This is a genomic window from Sphingomonas sp. GW821-FHT10F09 (assembly GCF_058809195.1).
This window is the reverse complement of sequence record NZ_JBXASI010000001.1, coordinates 1173905-1191591: the sequence shown is the minus strand read 5'-3', so window position 1 is coordinate 1191591 and position 17687 is coordinate 1173905. Positions and strand designations below refer to the sequence as shown.

At 68.9% G+C, this 17687-nt stretch carries 15 protein-coding genes; 8 read left to right on the top strand and 7 right to left on the bottom strand.

Going from position 1 to position 17687, the window contains the following annotated elements:
- Nucleotides 1-149 precede the first annotated feature (149 nt).
- From paoA to paoC, 3 genes are read left to right on the top strand one after another with little or no spacing between them, the layout of a single operon-like run.
- Nucleotides 150-785, top strand: a complete 636-nt coding sequence (gene paoA, locus AC1RTO_RS05610) for an aldehyde dehydrogenase iron-sulfur subunit PaoA (RefSeq protein WP_493159880.1) — start codon at nt 150-152, stop codon at nt 783-785.
- The gene (locus tag AC1RTO_RS05605) at nt 782-1738 is read left to right on the top strand and encodes an FAD binding domain-containing protein (protein WP_493159879.1); all 957 of its coding nucleotides are present in this window, start codon (nt 782-784) and stop codon (nt 1736-1738) included. Before paoA ends, AC1RTO_RS05605 begins: the two co-directional genes overlap by 4 nt.
- Complete coding sequence (gene paoC / locus AC1RTO_RS05600; RefSeq protein WP_493159878.1) at nt 1735-3942, top strand: aldehyde oxidoreductase molybdenum-binding subunit PaoC; 2208 nt, start codon at nt 1735-1737, stop codon at nt 3940-3942. Before AC1RTO_RS05605 ends, paoC begins: the two co-directional genes overlap by 4 nt.
- A 27-nt stretch (nt 3943-3969) precedes the next feature.
- Here paoC and AC1RTO_RS05595 read toward each other — a convergent pair whose 3' ends face one another.
- Nucleotides 3970-4395 (bottom strand): hypothetical protein, encoded by a 426-nt coding sequence (locus tag AC1RTO_RS05595; protein WP_493159877.1) that lies wholly within the window; start codon nt 4393-4395, stop codon nt 3970-3972.
- Between the two features lie 90 nt (nt 4396-4485).
- Between AC1RTO_RS05595 and AC1RTO_RS05590 the strand changes: the two genes are divergently transcribed.
- Nucleotides 4486-5850, top strand: a complete 1365-nt coding sequence (locus AC1RTO_RS05590) for a cryptochrome/photolyase family protein (protein WP_493159876.1) — start codon at nt 4486-4488, stop codon at nt 5848-5850.
- A gap of 143 nt (nt 5851-5993) precedes the next feature.
- Nucleotides 5994-7535 carry an MFS transporter gene (locus AC1RTO_RS05585; RefSeq protein ID WP_493159875.1) on the top strand — a complete coding sequence of 514 codons (1542 nt, stop codon included), beginning with the start codon at nt 5994-5996 and terminating at the stop codon, nt 7533-7535.
- A gap of 10 nt (nt 7536-7545) precedes the next feature.
- Here the strand turns inward: AC1RTO_RS05585 and AC1RTO_RS05580 are convergent, their stop codons facing one another.
- Nucleotides 7546-8439: a LysR family transcriptional regulator gene (locus tag AC1RTO_RS05580; RefSeq protein WP_493159874.1), complete on the bottom strand. Its 894-nt coding sequence runs from the start codon at nt 8437-8439 to the stop codon at nt 7546-7548.
- A 94-nt stretch (nt 8440-8533) separates the two neighbouring features.
- Between AC1RTO_RS05580 and AC1RTO_RS05575 the strand changes: the two genes are divergently transcribed.
- Complete coding sequence (locus tag AC1RTO_RS05575) at nt 8534-10612, top strand: malate synthase G (RefSeq protein ID WP_493159873.1); 2079 nt, start codon at nt 8534-8536, stop codon at nt 10610-10612.
- On the opposite strand, the gene AC1RTO_RS05570 is transcribed toward AC1RTO_RS05575, so the two are convergent.
- Nucleotides 10606-11196 carry an NADPH-dependent FMN reductase gene (locus AC1RTO_RS05570; RefSeq protein ID WP_493159872.1) on the bottom strand — a complete coding sequence of 197 codons (591 nt, stop codon included), beginning with the start codon at nt 11194-11196 and terminating at the stop codon, nt 10606-10608. The two genes, AC1RTO_RS05575 and AC1RTO_RS05570, sit on opposite strands and share 7 nt — an antisense overlap.
- Nucleotides 11197-11254: 58 nt before the next feature.
- Entirely contained in the window at nt 11255-11953 is a 699-nt protein-coding gene (locus tag AC1RTO_RS05565) for a pirin family protein (RefSeq protein ID WP_493159871.1), read from the bottom strand.
- Nucleotides 11954-12043: 90 nt separating this feature from the next.
- On the opposite strand from AC1RTO_RS05565, the gene AC1RTO_RS05560 reads away from it, so the two are divergent.
- On the top strand, nt 12044-12967 hold the full coding sequence (locus AC1RTO_RS05560) for a LysR family transcriptional regulator (protein WP_493159870.1): 924 nt from the start codon (nt 12044-12046) through the stop codon (nt 12965-12967).
- A gap of 9 nt (nt 12968-12976) precedes the next feature.
- Here AC1RTO_RS05560 and AC1RTO_RS05555 read toward each other — a convergent pair whose 3' ends face one another.
- The gene (locus tag AC1RTO_RS05555) at nt 12977-13978 is read right to left on the bottom strand and encodes an NAD-dependent epimerase/dehydratase family protein (protein WP_493159869.1); all 1002 of its coding nucleotides are present in this window, start codon (nt 13976-13978) and stop codon (nt 12977-12979) included.
- Nucleotides 13979-14160: 182 nt separating this feature from the next.
- Here AC1RTO_RS05555 and AC1RTO_RS05550 point away from each other — a divergent pair, with 182 nt between their 5' ends.
- Complete coding sequence (locus tag AC1RTO_RS05550; protein WP_493159868.1) at nt 14161-14748, top strand: alpha/beta hydrolase; 588 nt, start codon at nt 14161-14163, stop codon at nt 14746-14748.
- Here the strand turns inward: AC1RTO_RS05550 and AC1RTO_RS05545 are convergent.
- Both AC1RTO_RS05545 and AC1RTO_RS05540 read right to left on the bottom strand, forming a co-directional pair.
- Nucleotides 14732-16231, bottom strand: coding sequence for an MFS transporter (locus tag AC1RTO_RS05545; RefSeq protein ID WP_493159867.1), 1500 nt, complete (start codon nt 16229-16231; stop codon nt 14732-14734). The two genes, AC1RTO_RS05550 and AC1RTO_RS05545, sit on opposite strands and share 17 nt — an antisense overlap.
- A complete protein-coding gene (locus AC1RTO_RS05540) occupies nt 16228-17685 on the bottom strand; it encodes a tryptophan halogenase family protein (protein ID WP_493159866.1) in 1458 nt (485 codons plus the stop codon). Before AC1RTO_RS05540 ends, AC1RTO_RS05545 begins: the two co-directional genes overlap by 4 nt.
- Between the last annotated feature and the right edge of the window lie 2 nt (nt 17686-17687).

The following is a 17687-nucleotide window of genomic DNA, read 5'->3' as shown; positions in this document are numbered from 1 at the left end:
CTGCGATAGGTGGAACCCGGACCTATCTCGCCGCGTATCTCCAGCAAGCGTTTGCTTTGGATGGATTCGGCACGGTAGAGCACCTCCAAAGCCAGTGAACGCCGCGGTCGCGATACTGCGGCGTTTTCAATTGTATCAGGGGGCCTCTTATGAGCCAGGATGAACTACGACTATCCCGCCGCGGCGTGATCGCAGGCGGGACGATCGGTGTGGCGGCGACCGCGCTGCCCGCCGAGGCGGCGCCGCCGCCCCTGCAGGATCGCAGCGCACCGCCGACGATGCCGGTGACGTTGAAGGTGAACGGGCGAGTGAACCGTCTGGACCTCGACACGCGGACGACGCTGCTCGACGCGTTGCGCGAACATTGGAAGCTGACCGGCACCAAGAAGGGCTGCGATCACGGCCAGTGCGGCGCCTGCACGGTGCTGGTGGACGGCCGCCGGATCAATTCCTGCCTGACGCTCGCGGTGATGCACGACGGCGACGAGATCACGACGATCGAGGGGCTCGGCAAGCCCGACGACCTGCACCCGATGCAGGCCGCCTTCATCAAGCATGACGGCTATCAGTGCGGCTATTGCACGCCGGGCCAGATCTGCTCGGCGGTCGCGGTACTCGACGAGATCAAGCGCGGCGTTCCCAGCCATGTGCAGGCGGATATCACCGGCAAGCCGACCGCCACCGCTGCGGAAATGCGCGAGCGGATGAGTGGCAACATCTGCCGCTGCGGCGCTTACTCCAACATCATCGAGGCGATGAGCGACGTCGCGGGGACCAAGGCATGAAGGCGTTCACCTATGAGCGGGCGGAAAGCCCCGCCGCCGCCGCAGCGGCCGTTGCCGCCAGGCCGGGCGCGAAGTTCATCGCGGGCGGCACCAACCTGCTCGACCTGATGAAGCTCCAGATCGAGGAGCCGGTGCATCTGGTCGACGTCAACCGGCTGGCGCTCGACAAGATCGAACCGACCGCGGACGGTGGCCTGCGGATCGGCGCGCTCGTTCGCAACACCGATCTCGCCGCAGATCAGCGCGTCCGGCGCGAGTACGGCGTACTGTCGCGCGCGATCGTCGCCGGCGCATCCGGGCAGCTGCGCAACAAGGCGACCACGGCGGGCAACCTGCTCCAGCGGACGCGTTGCCCCTATTTCTATGATACCAACCAGCCGTGCAACAAGCGCAAGCCCGGTTCGGGTTGCGCGGCGATCGGCGGCTACAGCCGGCAGCTCGGCATCATCGGTACCAGCAGCGCCTGCATCGCCACCTACCCCGGCGACATGGCCGTGGCGATGCGCGTGCTCGACGCGACGGTGGAGACGGTTCAGCCCGACGGCCAGACCCGCCGCATCCCGATCGCCGACTTCCACCGGCTGTGGGGCGATACGCCGCATGTCGACACCAATTTGCGCGCGGGCGAGCTTATCACCGCGGTGACCTTGCCCAAGCCGGTCGGTGGCACGCACATCTACCACAAGGTCCGCGATCGCGCGTCCTACGCCTATGCACTCGTGTCGGTGGCGGCGATCCTCCAGCGCGACGGCACCGGCCATGTCGCGATCGGCGGCATCGCCCCCAGGCCGTGGCGGGTCGAGGCGGCAGAGGCCGCCCTGCCGCAGGGTGCCAAGGCGACTGCCGCGCGATTGCTCGCCGGCGCCCGCCCGACCCAGGACAATGCCTTCAAGGTCCCCCTCGTCGAGCGTACGCTCGCCGCGGTGATGGCCGAAGCGAAAGACGTAGCATGAAGTTCGACACCCCCGCAGGCCAGAACCCGATCGACCAGCTCAAGGTCATCGGCAAGCCCACCGACCGCATCGACGGCAAGTTCAAGACGACCGGCAAGGCGCCCTATGCCTATGAACGCCATGACGTCGCCCCCAATGCGGCCTATGGCTATGTCGTCGGTGCCGGCATCGCCAAGGGCCGGATCGCGAGCATGGACCTCGGCGCGGCACAGGCGGCGCCGGGCGTGCTGACGATCGTGACCGCCGACACCGCGGGAACGCTCGCGAAGGGCAATATGAACACCGCCAAGCTGCTCGGTGGCCCGCAGGTCGATCACTACCATCAGGCGATCGCGCTGGTCGTCGCCGAGACGTTCGAACAGGCACGCGCCGCCGCCGCGCTGATCCGCATCGACTATGCGCGCGATCAGGGCCGCTTCGACCTCGACGCGGCACTCAAGACCGCGCCGCTGAAGCCCGCGGAAGAGGGGCAGCCGCCCGTCGATCGCGTCGGCAATTTCGAGAAGGCCTTCGCCGGTGCGCCGGTCAAGCTCGACGCGCTGTACGAAACGCCCGATCAGAGCCACGCGATGATGGAGCCGCATGCGAGCATCGCATCGTGGCAGGGTGACAAGCTGACGCTGTGGACCTCGAACCAGATGATCGCCTGGGGCAAGGGCGAGGTCGCCAAGACGCTCGGCATCCCCAAGGAGAACGTCCGGCTGATCTCGCCCTATATCGGCGGTGGTTTCGGCGGCAAATTGTTCGTCCGCGCCGACGCGATCCTTGCGGCGCTCGGCGCCCGACAGGCCAATCGTCCGGTCAAGGTGGCGTTGCAGCGGCCGTTGATGATCAACAATGCTACGCACCGGCCGGCGACACGGCAGCGGATCCGTCTGGGTGCCGGAAAAGACGGAACGATCACCGCGATCGCGCATGAGAGCGGTTCGGGCGATCTGCCCGGCGGCGGTCCCGAGACGGCGGTCGCGCAGACCAGGTTGCTCTACGCCGGCGCCAACCGGCTGACGTCGATGCGGCTCGCCGTACTCGACCTGCCCGAAGGCAATGCCATGCGTGCGCCGGGCGAGGCGCCGGGCCTGATGGCGCTCGAGGTCGCGATGGACGAGATGGCGGAGAAGCTGGGCATGGACCCGGTCGAGTTCCGGATCGTCAACGACACGCAGGTCGATCCCGAAAAGCCGGAGCGGAAGTTCTCGCAGCGGCAGCTGGTCGAATGCCTGCGGATCGGCGCCGACAAGTTCGGCTGGTCGCAGCGCAACCCGAAGCCGCGGTCGGTTCGCGACGGCCGCTGGCTGGTCGGTATGGGTGTCGCCGCGGGCTTCCGCAACAACATCACGATGAAGTCGGCCGCACGCGTCGGCATCGACAAGAAGGGCATGGTGACGGTCGCCACCGATATGACCGACATCGGCACCGGCAGCTATACGATCATCGCGCAGACCGCCGCGGAAGTGATGGGCGTGCCGCTCGACAAGGTGATCGTCCTGCTCGGCGACAGCTCGTTCCCGGCTGCGGCGGGGTCCGGCGGCCAGTGGGGCGCGAACAGCTCGACCGCAGGCGTCTATGCCGCCTGCATGAAACTGCGCGAGACGGTGGCGCAGAAGCTCGGCTTCAATTCGGCCGACGTCCAGTTCGCCGACGGCAAGGTCACCGCGGGCAACCGCAGCGTACCGCTGGCCGAGGCGGCGGGCAATGCCGGCCTGTCGGCGGAGGATGCGATCGAGTTCGGCGATCTGGCCAAGAAGGAACAGCAATCGACCTTCGCCGGTCATTTCGTCGAGGCGGCGGTGGATGCCTATACCGGCGAGATCCGCATCCGGCGGATGCTCGCGGTGTGCGCTGCCGGGCGTATCCTCAACCCGAAGGCGGCGCGCAGCCAGGTGATCGGCGCGATGACCATGGGCGTCGGCGCGGCGTTGATGGAGGAACTGGCGGTCGACAAGCGCTTCGGCTTCTTCGTCAATCACGACCTCGCCAGCTATGAGGTGCCGGTCCATGCCGACATCCCGCATCAGGAGGTGATCTTCCTTGACGAGGTCGATCCGATGTCGTCGCCGATGAAGGCGAAGGGCGTCGGCGAGCTGGGTTTGTGCGGCGTGGGCGCGGCGATCGCCAACGCGATTTACAATGCCACCGGCGTGCGGGTCCGCGAATATCCGATCACCCTCGACAAGATCATCGCGGGCGCCGCGATGGTCGCGTAACCGTCACCCGCGGGGGTGGGCCATGTCCTAACTCCCGCGGGTAACAGTCACCGCCGCAATGTGTAGCGGATAGTCGCGGTCGTCCTCAGCCATCCACACCCTGCCCTGCGCATCGGTGAGGTAGAAGCGGCAATAGGCGCTGCGATCGCCGGTGAAGCGCAGGCAGACCCGGTCGGGGGTGATCCGGTAACGGCCGCTGGTGTCGGGCCGGTCGTAGCGCAGCGTATAGCCATCGCCGGTCGCGGCGAACCGTTCGGTCGGCGGCGCCGCGGCCCCGACCGCGGTGCGCCTCTGCACGCTGCCCCGCACCAGCCGTTCGAGCGCCGGACCGCGCACCAACGTCATGGCGTCGGCCCCGCGGATCGGCACCGGCAGGCGCGGCGGGGCGGGATCGGGTGCGGTGGGCGAACAGGCCGCCAGCACCAGCGGCAACAAGGCCAGGGATCGTGTCATGCCCCCTCCTGCGCGCCCCGCCGCGCGCGAACAAGCCGGGTGTGACGACCGACAGGAACTTCCCCGACCGCCAGCCGCTTGGACAGGCGCATGACAGATCCGACCCTCCTGTGGCTACGGCAGGACCTTCGCCTCCACGACCAGCCCGCCCTCGTCGCCGCCGCGCATGACGGCGCGGTCATCCCCGTCTATATCCTCGACGACGATGCGCCCGGACCATGGGCGATCGGCGGCGCGCAACGCTGGTGGCTGCACCACAGTCTCGCCGCGCTGGACAAGGCGCTGAAGGCCAAGCACAGCCGCCTGATCCTCCGCCGCGGCAACGCGGTCGACGTGCTGAAGGCATTGATGGAGGAGACGGGCGCGACCCGTATCCATGCCATCCGCCATTACGAACCTTGGTGGCGTAAGGCGGAAGCGGCGCTCGGCGACGCGATCGAACTGCACGACGGCAACCATTTCGTCCGGCTGGAGGACGTCACCACCGGCGCAGGCACGCCATTCAAGGTCTTTTCGTCCTTCTGGAAGGCGCTGCAGACCCAGCTGCTGCCCGAGGAACCCCTGCCCGTCCCGCACACCATCCCGGCGCCGTCGCGATGGCCGGCGAGCGACCGCCTCGGCGACTGGGCGCTGCTGCCGACCTCACCCGACTGGTCGCTGGGCTTCGGGCGCGACTGGACGCCCGGCGAGGCGGAAGCGCTGGCCAAGGCGAAGGACTGGCCGCACGACGTCGCCGACTACGACCGGCGCCGCAACCTGCCGTCGGAGGAAGGGACGTCGCGCCTGTCGCCGCATCTGCATCATGGCGAGATCTCGCCCCGCAGCGTCTATCATGCGCTGGGAAACCGGAAGGACGCCGGCGCCTTCCTGCGCGAACTCGCGTGGCGCGACTTCACCTCGGGCGTGCTGCTCGCCCTGCCCGATTATGGCGACGTCAACGGCCGGCCCAAATATGACGCGTTGCCGTGGCGCAAGGGTGCCGCGGCCAAGCGCGACCTCGAGGCGTGGCAACAGGGCCGCACCGGCTATCCGATCGTCGATGCCGGCATGCGCCAATTGTGGACCAGCGGCTGGATCCACAATCGCGTGCGGATGATCGCCGCCAGCTTCCTCGTCAAACACCTGCTGATCGACTGGCGTGAGGGCGAACGCTGGTACTGGGACTGTCTGGTCGATGCCGATTACGGCAACAATGCCGTCAACTGGCAGTGGATCGCCGGCACCGGCGTCGACGCCAACATGTTCGGCCGGATCATGGCGCCGCTCGGCCAGTCGGAAAAGTTCGATGCCGCCGACTATATCCGCGAATGGGTGCCGGAACTGCGCGATCTTACCGATGCGACGATCCACGATCCCGACGAGGCCGGTGTCCGCCCGGAGGATTATCCGCCCAAGCTGATCGGCCATCGCGAGGCGCGGGAGCGCGCGCTCGCCGCGGCCGCGACGCTGTCCTGATCGCGTCACTAGGCGTCGGGCCCCTCGTCTGACGGCCGATCATGCCTATATGGGGATAGGACAGCGATACGGCCCCATGACAACGATCGACCCCCGCATGTCCGGAGAGGCCCGATCCGCGCGAGAAAGTCGTTACGCCCGTCATGCATCTCTACATCCCCGCCGCCCTCGATCCGCGCCAGTTGCTACGGCCGCGACGACGGGGAATAGCGTCGGTCAACGCCGAGGTTCGCGACGGCATCGTCCCCGCCGGCGACGGGATCGCGACGACCGCGGATAACGAGGGCGGCGCGACGCCGACCCGCAATTACCGCACCGTCGCGCTCATCATCGCGACCGCGATGTTCATGGAGCATCTCGACGCGACCGTGCTCGCCACCGCGCTGCCGACGATGGCGCGCGATTTCGGCGTGGCCGCCCCGGCGATGAGCATCGCGCTGACCTCCTACCTGCTCGCACTCGCGATGTTCATCCCCGCCTCCGGCACGATGGCGGACCGGTTCGGTGCGCGGCCGGTGTTCCGCGCCGCGATCGGCGTCTTCGTGCTCGGCAGCCTCGCCTGCGGCCTTGCCCCCAGTCTCGAATGGATGGCGGTCGCGCGGTTCCTGCAAGGCGTCGGCGGCGCGATGATGATGCCGGTCGGGCGGCTCGTGCTGCTGCGATCGGTCGCCAAGCGCGACATGGTGTCGGCGATGTCGTGGCTCATCATGCCGGCGCTGATCGGGCCGATTCTCGGTCCGCCGCTCGGCGGCCTGATCGTCACCTATCTCGACTGGCGCTGGATCTTCTGGCTCAACCTGCCGATCGGCACCCTCGGCATCGTCCTCGTCGGCCGGTTCATCGCCGATATCCGCGAGGAGGCGCCACATCCGTTCGATCCCGCCGGCTTCGTCCTGTCGGGCGCGGCGCTCGGCTGCATGCTGTTCGGGTTCGAGATGGCGAGCCGGCCGGGCGAGGGCACGCTCGCCGCGGCGCTGGTCGGGATCGGCGCGGTGTTCGGCATTGCCTATTGGCGTCATGCCCGCCACGCCGCGCATCCCATCCTCGACCTGTCGCTGATGCGGATCGCGACGTTCCGCCTGTCGGTGCTCGGCGGTTCGCTGACCCGGATCACGCAGGGCGCGCAGCCGTTCCTGCTGCCGCTGATGATGCAGCTCGCCTTCGGTCTGTCCGCCGCGCAGAGCGGGGTGATGACCGTCGCCACAGCGATCGGTTCGTTCGGGATGAAGGGGCTGGCGCGGCGCATCCTCAAACGCTTTGGCTTTCGCAACAGCCTGATCGTGATGGGGCTCGGCGCCACCGCGGGCTACGCCGCCTGCGGCCTGTTCCGCCCCGGCTGGCCACTGCCGGCGGTCTTCGCAGTGCTGATCGTGTCGGGATTCCTGATGTCGTTCCAGTTCACCGCCTACAACACGATCGCCTATGACGAGATCGACAAGGCGCGGATGAGCGCGGCGACCAGCTTTTATTCGACCTTCCAGCAGCTGATGCTGTCGCTCGGCATCTGCATCGGTGCGACGGCGCTCCACGTCTCGATGCTGTGGCAGGGCCGCCAGGCGGTGGCGTTCCCCGATTTCACCTTCGCCTTCTGGACGGTGACGGCGATCTCGCTGCTCGCGATCTTCGTCAACATGCGCTTCGATCCGCGTGCCGGGGCGGAGCTGAGCGGTCGCGACCGGGGATGAATGCGCGGGATCAGCCGTCCCACGCCGCCTCGTCGACGACGCCGCGCAGGAAGGCGACGAACGCCGCCACCGCGGGCGAGACCGCGGGGCTGCGCAGATGGACGGCGTAGATGCCGACGTCCTGCGAACCCTCCCAGCCCGGCAGCACCCGGACCAGCCGGCCGTCGCGCAGCGCGTCGCCGACGTCCCATAACGATCGCAGCGCGATGCCGACACCGCCGATCGCGAGTTCGCGGACCATCTCGCTCGAATTGGTCCGAACGTGGCTGTCGCGCTCGACCTGCAGCGTGCGCCCGTCGGCGACCAGCCGCCACGGCATCTGCCCCGCCGCCGCCAGCAGGCGATGCGCTCCAAGGTCCTCGACAGCCATCGGCATGCCCCGCGCCGCCAGATAGGCGGGTGCCGCGCAGAGGATGCGCCGGCTGCTCGCCAGCCGGTGCGCGACGACGGTCGGCGGCACCGCCGAGGCGATCCGGATCGCGCAATCGACCCGGTCGCCGAGCAGGTCGACGAAGCCGTCGCCGAGGTCGAAGGTCAGCTCCACCGCGGGATGCGCGGTCAGGAAGGCGGCGAGATGCGGCGCGACGTGCAGCCGCCCGAACGAGGTCGGCGCCGACACGCGGAGCGGCCCCGTAGCGACCCCGCGCGCGCCGGTGACCCGCGTCTCCGCCTCGCCCAATGCGGCGAGGATCGCGCCGAGGTCGCCGCGGAACCGTTCCCCCGCCTCGGTCAGCGCGAGGCGCCGCGTCGTCCGGTGGACGAGCGTGACGCCCAGCCGTCCCTCCAGCCGCTGCAACCGTTTCGACACCATCGCCGGCGAGATCCGCAGGCTCCGCGCCGCCGCCGACAGGCTGCCGCCCTCCGCCACCGCGACGAACAGAGCGTAGTCGGGATCGAAGGCCATTCGTTCTCCTGACGACAAAGTGTTTTAACATCTTGCCCGCTAGCGAACGGATGATCCACCCCCTATCGTCGCGTCACTGTGAGAGGACAGACTGATGACGAACCGCGCCGGCCTTGAGATCGCCCCCGAACTCGCTGCGTTCCTGGAGGATCGCGCCCTGCCCGGGACCGGCATCGCCCCCGATGCCTTCTGGGCGGGTGTCGCCGCGATCTACGCGCGGTTCGCGCCGGAGAACCGGGCGCTGCTCGCCGAACGCGACCGGTTGCAGGCGGCGATCGACGACTGGCACCGCGGCCATGGTGCGGATCCGGCGGGATATGAGGCGTTCCTGAAAGAGATCGGCTATCTGGTCGAGGAGCCCGCCCCGTTCGCGATCGACCCGACGAACGTCGATCCAGAGATCGCGCAGATGGCCGGGCCCCAACTGGTCGTGCCCATCCTCAATGCCCGCTTCCTGCTCAACGCCGCCAACGCCCGGTGGGGCAGCCTGTACGACGCGCTCTACGGCACCGATGCCCTCCCCGGCACGGCGCAGCCCGGCGGCTACGACCCGGCACGCGGCGCGCAGGTGATCGCCTGGGCGAAGGTGTTTCTCGACGACGCCGTCCCGCTGGCGGGCGGCAGCTGGACCGACTGGACCGGCGGCACGCCCAATCTGGCCGATCCCGCGCAGTTCGTCGGTCGCGCCGGCGATACGCTGCTGTTCCGCCACAACGGCCTGCATATCGAGGTCGTGATCGATCGCAGCCATCCGATCGGACGCGACGATCCCGCCGGCATCGCCGACGTCATGCTCGAATCCGCGCTGACCACGATCTGCGACCTCGAGGATTCGGTCGCCGCGGTCGATGCCGAGGACAAGGTCGCGGCCTATGCCAACTGGCTCGGCCTGATGCGGGGCGACCTGACCGCCAGCTTCGCCAAGGGCGGCCGCACCGTCACCCGCGCGCTCGATCCCGACCGGCATTACACCACGCCCGCCGGCGAGACGCTGCCGCTGCCCGGACGCAGCCTTTTGTTCGTGCGCAACGTCGGCCATCTGATGACCAACCCGGCGATCCGCCTGCCCGACGGCAGCGAGGCGCCGGAGGGGATCCTCGATGCGATCGTCACGTCGCTGATCGCGCTGCACGACAAGGGCGGCAACAGCCGCGCCGGATCGATATATATCGTCAAGCCCAAGATGCACGGACCGGCCGAAGCCGCCTTCACCGACCGGCTGTTCGACGCGGTCGAGGACCTGCTGCGGCTCAAGCGCCACACGATCAAGGTCGGGCTGATGGATGAGGAACGCCGCACCAGCGCCAACCTCGCCGCGTGTATCCACGCCGTCCGTCACCGGCTGGTGTTCATCAACACCGGCTTCCTCGACCGGACCGGCGACGAGATGCACACCGCGATGCACGCCGGGCCGATGATCCCCAAGGGCGAGATGAAGACCGCCGCCTGGATCACCGCCTATGAGAATCGCAACGTCCAGATCGGGCTCGCCTGCGGCCTGTCGGGCAAGGCGCAGATCGGCAAGGGCATGTGGGCGGCGCCGGACCGGATGGCCGACATGCTCGACCAGAAGATCGGCCATCCGCGCACGGGGGCGAACACCGCCTGGGTCCCCTCGCCCACCGCGGCGACGCTGCACGCGACGCATTATCACCGCGTCGACGTCTTCGCCCGTCAGCGCGAGCGCGCGGCGGAAGCCGTCGCGCCGCTGGCGGACCTGCTGACCATCCCGGTCGCCGAGGCCGGGCGGAACTGGCAGGCCGATACGGTGCGTGCCGAGCTCGACAACAATGCGCAGGGCATCCTGGGCTATGTCGTCCGCTGGATCGATCAGGGCGTCGGCTGTTCGAAGGTGCCGGACATCCACGACATCGGCCTGATGGAGGACCGCGCGACGCTGCGCATCTCGTCGCAGCATATGGCGAATTGGCTGCTCCACGGCATCGCCACGCCGGCCGAGGTCGATGCCGCCTTCGGTCGCATGGCAGCGAAGGTCGACGGCCAGAACGCCGACGACCCGTTGTATCGCCCGATGCGCGGCCACGAGGCGGACAGCATCGCCTATCGCGCCGCCCACGCGCTGGTGTTCGACGGGATCGCGCAGCCGAGCGGCTATACCGAACCCCTGCTCCACCGCTTCCGGGCCGAGCGCAAGGCGGCGGACGCTCAGTAAGGCGGGGCCTTGGCGGCGCGCTGTATCCGCGCCGCCTCGGTCCACCACGCCAGATCGTCGGCAAAGCGGGGAAACGCCCTGGCGAGGCTCGCGCCGCCGTCGCCGGTCGGCTCCGCGTCGGGGGACAGCGCCTTGCCGATGCCGCCGACGGCGAGCGTGCTTGACACGACGACCATCCCCATCTCCGATAGGATGCCGTGCCACGCCAGACCGGCGCGGGCGCCCGCGAAACGACCCGCCGAATAGCTGGCGATCGCCGCGGGGCGCCAGAACCATTCCTTGAGGAAATGATCGGTCAGGTTCTTGAGGCCGGGCTGGACGCTCCAGTTATACTCGCCGGCGACGAAAACGAACGCGTCGGCCGCCTTGATCTTGCCCGCCAGTGCCTCGAGCGCGGGCGGCGCCTCGCCGGGGGCATATTCCTTGTACATCCGGTCGAGCATCGGCAGGTCGAGCGCCTTGGCGTCGATCAGCTCGGGGCTGGCACCGCGTGCGCGGAATGCCTCGACCAGATAGTCGGCCAGTCGGATGCCCTGCCGGTCGGACCGGTAGGAGCCGTAGAAGATCAGGATATTGTCGCTCATCGGGTCACCTTCGTGGTCCCGCCCAGAAAGCGCAAGCGATCCGGGCGGGAGGATGGGGTCAGGCGGCGTCGACCAGCACGATCTCGGCATCCTCGGTGGCGGTGACGCGGATCACGCTTTCATCGACGATCGCCGCGCCGTCACGTGCGTCGAGCGCGACGCCATTGACCTCGATCCGCCCCGTCGCGGGAACGAGATAGGCGTGATGGCCGGCGCCGAGCGCATATTCCGCCGTCTCGCCGGCCTTGATCGTCGCACCGACGATGCGGGCGTCGGTGCGGATCGGCAGCGCGTCGCCATCCGCCTCGAACCCGCTCGCCAGCGTCACGAACCTGCCCGACCGTTCGCCCTTGGGAAAGGGCTTGGCGCCCCAGGACGGGGCCGCACCGCGGGTCTTCGGCTCGATCCAGATCTGGAAGATCGTCGTCGCATCGCTCTCGCGATTGTATTCCGAATGGCGCACGCCCGACCCGGCGCTCATCACCTGCACGTCGCCCGCCTCGGTGCGGCCGATATTGCCGAGGCTGTCCTGATGCGTGATCGCACCGCTGCGGACATAGGTGACGATCTCCATGTCGGCATGCGGGTGCGGCGGAAAGCCGGTGCCGGCGGCGATCGTGTCGTCGTTCCAGACGCGGATCGACCCCCAGCCCATCCGCTTGGGATCGTAATAGCTCGCGAAGGAGAAATGATGCTTGGCATCGAGCCAGCCGTGGTTGGCACCGCCAAGGGTGGCGAAGGGGCGACGTTCGATCATGCTCTGTCTCCGTATCGTTCCGTTGGGCCCTAGATGAGGGCGAACGGCACTTGACGAAATAGCAATGATGGCATCTCATCATTGCCGATAATGACACGCCGCCTGCCCGACCTCGAAGCCTGGGCGATCTTCGCGAAGGTCGCCGAACGCGGTTCGTTCGCGGGCGCGGCGCAGGCGCTCGGCCTGTCCAACCCGACGGTGTCGAAGGCGATCGCCCGGCTCGAGGCGCGGCTGGGCGTCGCGCTGCTGTCGCGTACCTCGCGGCGACTGTCGCTGACCGAGGCGGGGCGCGCCGCGCTGGCCCGCGCCGGCCGGATCCTGCAGGACGGCGAGGCGCTGGAGGACGAGGCGGCGGAACAGTCCGACGTCGCGCGCGGCCTCGTCCGGATCAGCGCCCCCCTGTCGTTCGGCACCGCTTATGTCGGCGCGACGCTGCCCGCCTTCCTCGAGGCCTATCCGGAGGTGACGCTCGATTTCGCGCTGAGCGACCGGCGGGTCGACCTTGTCGCCGAGGGGTTCGACATCGCATTGCGCATCGCCGCGCTGGAGGACAGTTCGCTGCTGGCGCGGCGGCTGTGCACGGTGCGCATCCTGCTGGTCGCCTCCCCCGCCTATCTCGATCGCCACGGCCGTCCCAGCCATCCGGCACAGCTGAGGGACCATCATGCGCTTGGCTATACCGGCGGGGCGACGCGCGGGCTGTGGCGCTTTCGTCATCCCCGCTTCGGCGAGGAGACGGTCGAGCCGCCGGTGCGGCTGTGGACCGACAATGCCGACCTGCTCAACCCGGCGCTGCTCGCCGGTCAGGGGCTGGCGTTGCAACCGGAATTCCTCGTCTGGCGCGAGATACGCGACGGACGGCTGGAGGTCGCGATGCCGGACTGGAGCGTGCCGGCGCTCGGGCTCCACCTGATGACCCCGCCCAGTCCGTTGCGGCCGCTGCGCGTGCAGGTGCTGATCGACCATCTGGCGCGGACGCTCGCGGGAGCGCCATGGGCGACGGCAGCGCCCTGAAGCGCGTGCCTATATCCCGTGGTAGCTGCGGTACCAGTCGACGAAGCGCGGCACCCCGACGTCGATCGACGTCGTCGGCCGATAGCCGAGATCGCGCGCGATCGCATCGATATCCGCCGCGGTGCGGACCACGTCGCCGGGCTGGATTGGCAGGTTCTGCCGTACCGCCGGCCGCCCCGTCGCCGCTTCGAGCAGGCCGATCACCCGCCCCAGCGGCTCGGACTTGTTGTTGCCGATATTGTAGAGCCGGTGCGGCGCGATGCTGCCGCCCGCTTTCTCCTGCCCGTCGTCAGGCGGCGGATTGTCCAGCGCCGCGACCACGCCCGCGACGATATCGTCGATGAAGGTGAAGTCGCGCTCCATCCTGCCATGGTTGAACACCGGGATCGGGCTGCCCTCGAACATCGCCTTGGTGAAGATCCACATCATCATGTCCGGCCGGCCCCACGGGCCGTAGACGGTGAAGAAGCGCAGCCCGGTGAGCGGCAGGCGATAGAGATGCGCGTAGCTTTCGCTCATCACCTCGTTCGCGCGCTTGGTCGCGGCATAGAGCGACACCGGCCGGTCGACGCGATCCTCAACGCGGAACGGAACCGTGGTGTTGCCGCCATAGACCGAGGAGGAGGAGGCGTAGACGCAATGCGCGACGTTCCGCGCCCGCGCCACTTCAAGCAGGTTGAGATGACCGACGAGGTTGGACTGGCCATAGGCCTCCGGGTTATCGATCGAGTAGCGCACGCCCGGCTGCGCGCCGAGATGGACGATCCGGTCGAAGGCATGGGGCGCGAGCGCGCTGCGCAACGCCGCGGCATCGGCGAAATCGACGCGCAGGAAGGTGAAGCGCTCGCCATGGCGCTCCGTCAGCCGCGCCAGCCGCGCCTGCTTGAGCGCGGGATCGTAATAATCGTTGAGGACGTCGATCCCGACGACGGTATCGCCCCGCGCCAGCAGGGCGTCGGCGACGCTCATGCCAATGAAGCCCGCCACTCCGGTCACCAATATCGTCGGCATCGTCATTCCGTCCCCATGCTGCCTGCCGCCTCGCCTTATCGGCAAAGCCCCGACGGCGGAACGGGCCGCAGCACGACACGGCCGTGCCTCCACTCACCCCGCGCGAAGTTTTCCTTGGCTGGCGCATCGCGAAAAAGCGCGCATGATCACGATGGCCGAGATCAACAGGGAGTGGGACGCGCATGACCGTCATCGCCGGAGGCTTTCCGACCGACCTCTTTTCCGTCGTCACCATCGGCGAGGCGCATCGACCCGCGCCGTCGTGGGAACGGATGTTCGGCTGGCCCGCGGAGGGCGCGACGGCGGTGCCGATCGACGTGCGGTCGCGCGGGGAGCGCAATATCTGGGCGGCGCGGCTCGACCGGGCGGTGCGCGAGGCGGATGCGCGGGTGCTGCTGATCGCGGACGGCATCGGCTGCGCGGCGAGTGCCTGGTGGGCGCGGCTGTCGCCCGCCGACGACGTCGGCCGGATCGCCGGCGCGCTGCTGTTCGCCCCGCAGCCGGAGGCAGGCGACCTGTTCGCCTCCCCGCAGGCGCGGCTGCCCTTCCCCTCGCTCGTCATCCAGCCCGGCGCGGATGCCGACGTGGAGGGGGACGTGGGCGCAACCATCGCGGGCTGGGGCAGCCGGCTGGTCGTCGGCGAGCGTCCGCGCGACCGGGGCACGGGGCTGGTCGCCTGGCGGCAGGCGCAACGCCTGTTCCTGCGCCTGACGCAGCAGATGGTCGAACATGACGTCGACCGCGGCCGGGCGATTACCGGCTGGCGTTGACCCGCAGCATCGCCACCGCCGCCAGCAGCAGCGCGCCCGCCGCAAAGGCCAGCGTCCAGATCGGTTCGGCCGGGAAGAAATGCTTGGTGATCGACCCCATCACCGTCGCCACCAGCAATTGCGGCACCACGACGAACACGTTGAAGAGGCCCATGTAGATGCCCAGCTTGGCTTGCGGTAGGCTGGAGGCAAGGATCGCATAGGGCATGGCGAGGATCGACGCCCAGGCGATGCCGATGCCGATCTCGCTTAGCAACAGCCATTGCGGATCGGTGATGACGAAGAAGCTGGCGAACCCCGCTGCGCCGCACAGCAGCCCGACGATATGCGTGCCGGCCTGTCCGATCCGCTTCGCCAGCAGCGGTAGCAGCGTCAGCGCGGCCACGGCGGCGACGCCGTTATAGGTTGCGAACAGCACGTCGACCCAGTTCGCCCCCGCCTGATAGGCCGGGCCCTGCGCGTCGAGCGCGCCATAGAAGGCGCCGGCGACGATCGGCGTGGTGTTGATCCACATGATGAACAGCGCGGACCAGCTGAAGAATTGCGCGACCGCCAGCCGCTTCATCAGCGCCGGCATGCCGCCGAAATCGCCGACGATATGCCCCAGCATGTCCGCCGGCCGGCCGCTCCGCGCCCGCGCGATGGCGATGATGCTGGCAAGGCCGTAGGCGGCGAGCAGCGCGCCGAGCAGATACACTTCCTTTTCCAGCCCCAGCGCCGCGACGGTGGCGATGACGGCCCCACCCATCACGATCCACACGAGGCTGCCGCCGAAGCCGCGCGCCGCCAGCACCTGCGTCGTGTGCGCCTGATCGTCCGCGACGGCACCGTGGAAGCCGGCCATCTCGACAGGCGAATATTCGCGCGTCGTCAGCACCGTCCACAGCACCGCGAGGAACAGCGCCGCGCCGCCGAACCAGAAGGCGTAGCGCACCGTATCGGGAATGCCGCCGCCCGCCGCGACGTTCGACACGCCGAGATGTTCGAGCAGCCACGGGAAGATCGACCCGAACACGGCGCCCGCGCCGATGAAGGCGGTCTGCACCGCATAGCCCGCGGCGTGCTGGTCCTTGTCGAGCATGTCGCCGACGAAGGCGCGGAACGGCTCCATCGAGACGTTGAGCGACGCATCGAGCATCCACAGCAGCAACGCCGCCATCAACAGCCCGGGGCTTTCCGGCATCAACAGCAGCGCGATGGCGGCGAGGATCGCTCCGGCGAGGAAATAGGGCCGCCGCCGGCCGAGGCGGCCGAGCCACGTGCGGTCGCTGAGATGCCCGATCACCGGCTGCACCAGCAATCCGGTCAGCGGTGCCGCGACCCAGAGCGCGGGCAGATCGTCGAGGCTGGTGCCGAGCGACTGGAAGATCCGGCTCATGTTCGCATTCTGCAGGGCGAAGCCGATCTGGATGCCGAAGAAGCCGAAGGAGATGTTGAACAGGCCGGCCCAGCTCTGCCGCGGTCGGGTCAGGGTCGCAGTCATGATGTCCTCCGGGCGGGCGGAAAGTTAAGTAGGCAGCCGTCGAGCAGCGCGTCGATCCCGGCGAGATCGACGACGGGCGCAGCCGCGCGCAGGCGGGCGGCGTCGGGGAAGGTGCCGTAGCCGGCGAGCAGCACCTCCCACGACATCGGCGCATAATAGCCGCCGAGGTCGCGCGCCGCGATCACGTCGCCCACGTCGCGGCCGGTGAACCAGGCGGACAGGATCGCCTTCAGATCTTCGGACAGGTCGTCGTTGGCGGCATTCTCGCGCCAGAAATCGCCGGAGCGGCGGTTGAGCCGGTAATGGGCGACGATATAGTCGCGGATCCCCTCGTAGCGGCGGGCGATGGCGGCGTTGAACGCGTCGCGCTCGCCGCCGTCATGCGCGGCGATGAAGCCCTCGATCGTCGCCTGGACGATGTGCAGCGCGGTCGCCTCCAGCGGTTCGATGAACCCTTGGGCGAGGCCGATCGCGAGGCAGTTGGCGGTCCATGTCGTCTCGACGCGGCCGACCTTCATCATCAGGTGCCGCGCGGCGACCTCGGCGTCGAGCAGGCCGAGATGGCTGCGCAGTTCGGTTTCCGCGGCGTCGGCCGACAGATGGCGCGAGGAATAGACATAGCCGTTGCCGGTGCGCGTGGTCAGCGGAATGTCCCACGCCCAGCCGGCAGACAGCGCGGTCGCCCGGGTCTGCACCGGCAGCTGCCCGGCCCGCGGGGTCGGCATGACCACGGCGCGATCGGCGAACAGATTGCCGGCGAAGGAGCGGAAGGGCACGCCGAGCGCCGCCTGCGCGATGACGGAGCGGAAACCGCTCGCATCAACAAACAGGTCCGCGACGAGGGCGTCGTCGCCCTCCAGATCGAGGCGTATGACCCGCCCGTCGACGATAGCGACGTCGGTCACGCGGCGGGCGAGGTGCACGACGCCGCGCCCCAGCGCATGGTCGCGCAGCACCGCGCCGACCTTATGCGCGTCGAAATGATAGCCGTAGCCGATGTGGAACGGAAAATTGGGCGGTGCGAGCGGCGCCTTGCCCGCCACTGCCAGCCGGGCGTTGAGGAAGAAGCGATCGGGGTGCGCCGGAACGTCCGCCCCCAGCCGCCGCGCGCGCGTGCTGGCGAAGAACGCTCCCTGCGTATGCAGGTCGATCTGCCCGGCGAAGGGGTGGAAATAGGATGGCGTGCCGTCGGCCCAGCCGTAGAAGGCGATGCCGGTCTTGTAGGTCGCGTCCGCCGCCGGCATCCACGCGGCCTCGGCAACGCCGAGCGTGTCGAACAGCGCCTTCAGCTGCGGGGTCGACCCCTCGCCGACGCCGACGATGCCGATCTCCGGCGATTCGACGACGGTGATGGCGCAGCGCGGCCAGGCCTTGGCCAGCAGACATGCCGCCATCCACCCCGCGGTGCCGCCGCCGAGGATCGCGATGCTGGCGGGAGGGGGAGCGGCGGTCACCG

Excerpts from the sequence above, each read along its gene's own strand:
- paoA (WP_493159880.1), top strand. The coding sequence starts at position 150 with ATGAGCCAGGATGAACTACGACTATCCCGCCGCGGCGTGATCGCAGGC.
- AC1RTO_RS05605 (WP_493159879.1), top strand. The coding sequence starts at position 782 with ATGAAGGCGTTCACCTATGAGCGGGCGGAAAGCCCCGCCGCCGCCGCA.
- paoC (WP_493159878.1), top strand. The coding sequence starts at position 1,735 with ATGAAGTTCGACACCCCCGCAGGCCAGAACCCGATCGACCAGCTCAAG.
- AC1RTO_RS05595 (WP_493159877.1), bottom strand. The coding sequence starts at position 4,395 with ATGACACGATCCCTGGCCTTGTTGCCGCTGGTGCTGGCGGCCTGTTCG.
- AC1RTO_RS05590 (WP_493159876.1), top strand. The coding sequence starts at position 4,486 with ATGACAGATCCGACCCTCCTGTGGCTACGGCAGGACCTTCGCCTCCAC.
- AC1RTO_RS05585 (WP_493159875.1), top strand. The coding sequence starts at position 5,994 with ATGCATCTCTACATCCCCGCCGCCCTCGATCCGCGCCAGTTGCTACGG.
- AC1RTO_RS05580 (WP_493159874.1), bottom strand. The coding sequence starts at position 8,439 with ATGGCCTTCGATCCCGACTACGCTCTGTTCGTCGCGGTGGCGGAGGGC.
- AC1RTO_RS05575 (WP_493159873.1), top strand. The coding sequence starts at position 8,534 with ATGACGAACCGCGCCGGCCTTGAGATCGCCCCCGAACTCGCTGCGTTC.
- AC1RTO_RS05570 (WP_493159872.1), bottom strand. The coding sequence starts at position 11,196 with ATGAGCGACAATATCCTGATCTTCTACGGCTCCTACCGGTCCGACCGG.
- AC1RTO_RS05565 (WP_493159871.1), bottom strand. The coding sequence starts at position 11,953 with ATGATCGAACGTCGCCCCTTCGCCACCCTTGGCGGTGCCAACCACGGC.
- AC1RTO_RS05560 (WP_493159870.1), top strand. The coding sequence starts at position 12,044 with ATGACACGCCGCCTGCCCGACCTCGAAGCCTGGGCGATCTTCGCGAAG.
- AC1RTO_RS05555 (WP_493159869.1), bottom strand. The coding sequence starts at position 13,978 with ATGCCGACGATATTGGTGACCGGAGTGGCGGGCTTCATTGGCATGAGC.
- AC1RTO_RS05550 (WP_493159868.1), top strand. The coding sequence starts at position 14,161 with ATGACCGTCATCGCCGGAGGCTTTCCGACCGACCTCTTTTCCGTCGTC.
- AC1RTO_RS05545 (WP_493159867.1), bottom strand. The coding sequence starts at position 16,231 with ATGACTGCGACCCTGACCCGACCGCGGCAGAGCTGGGCCGGCCTGTTC.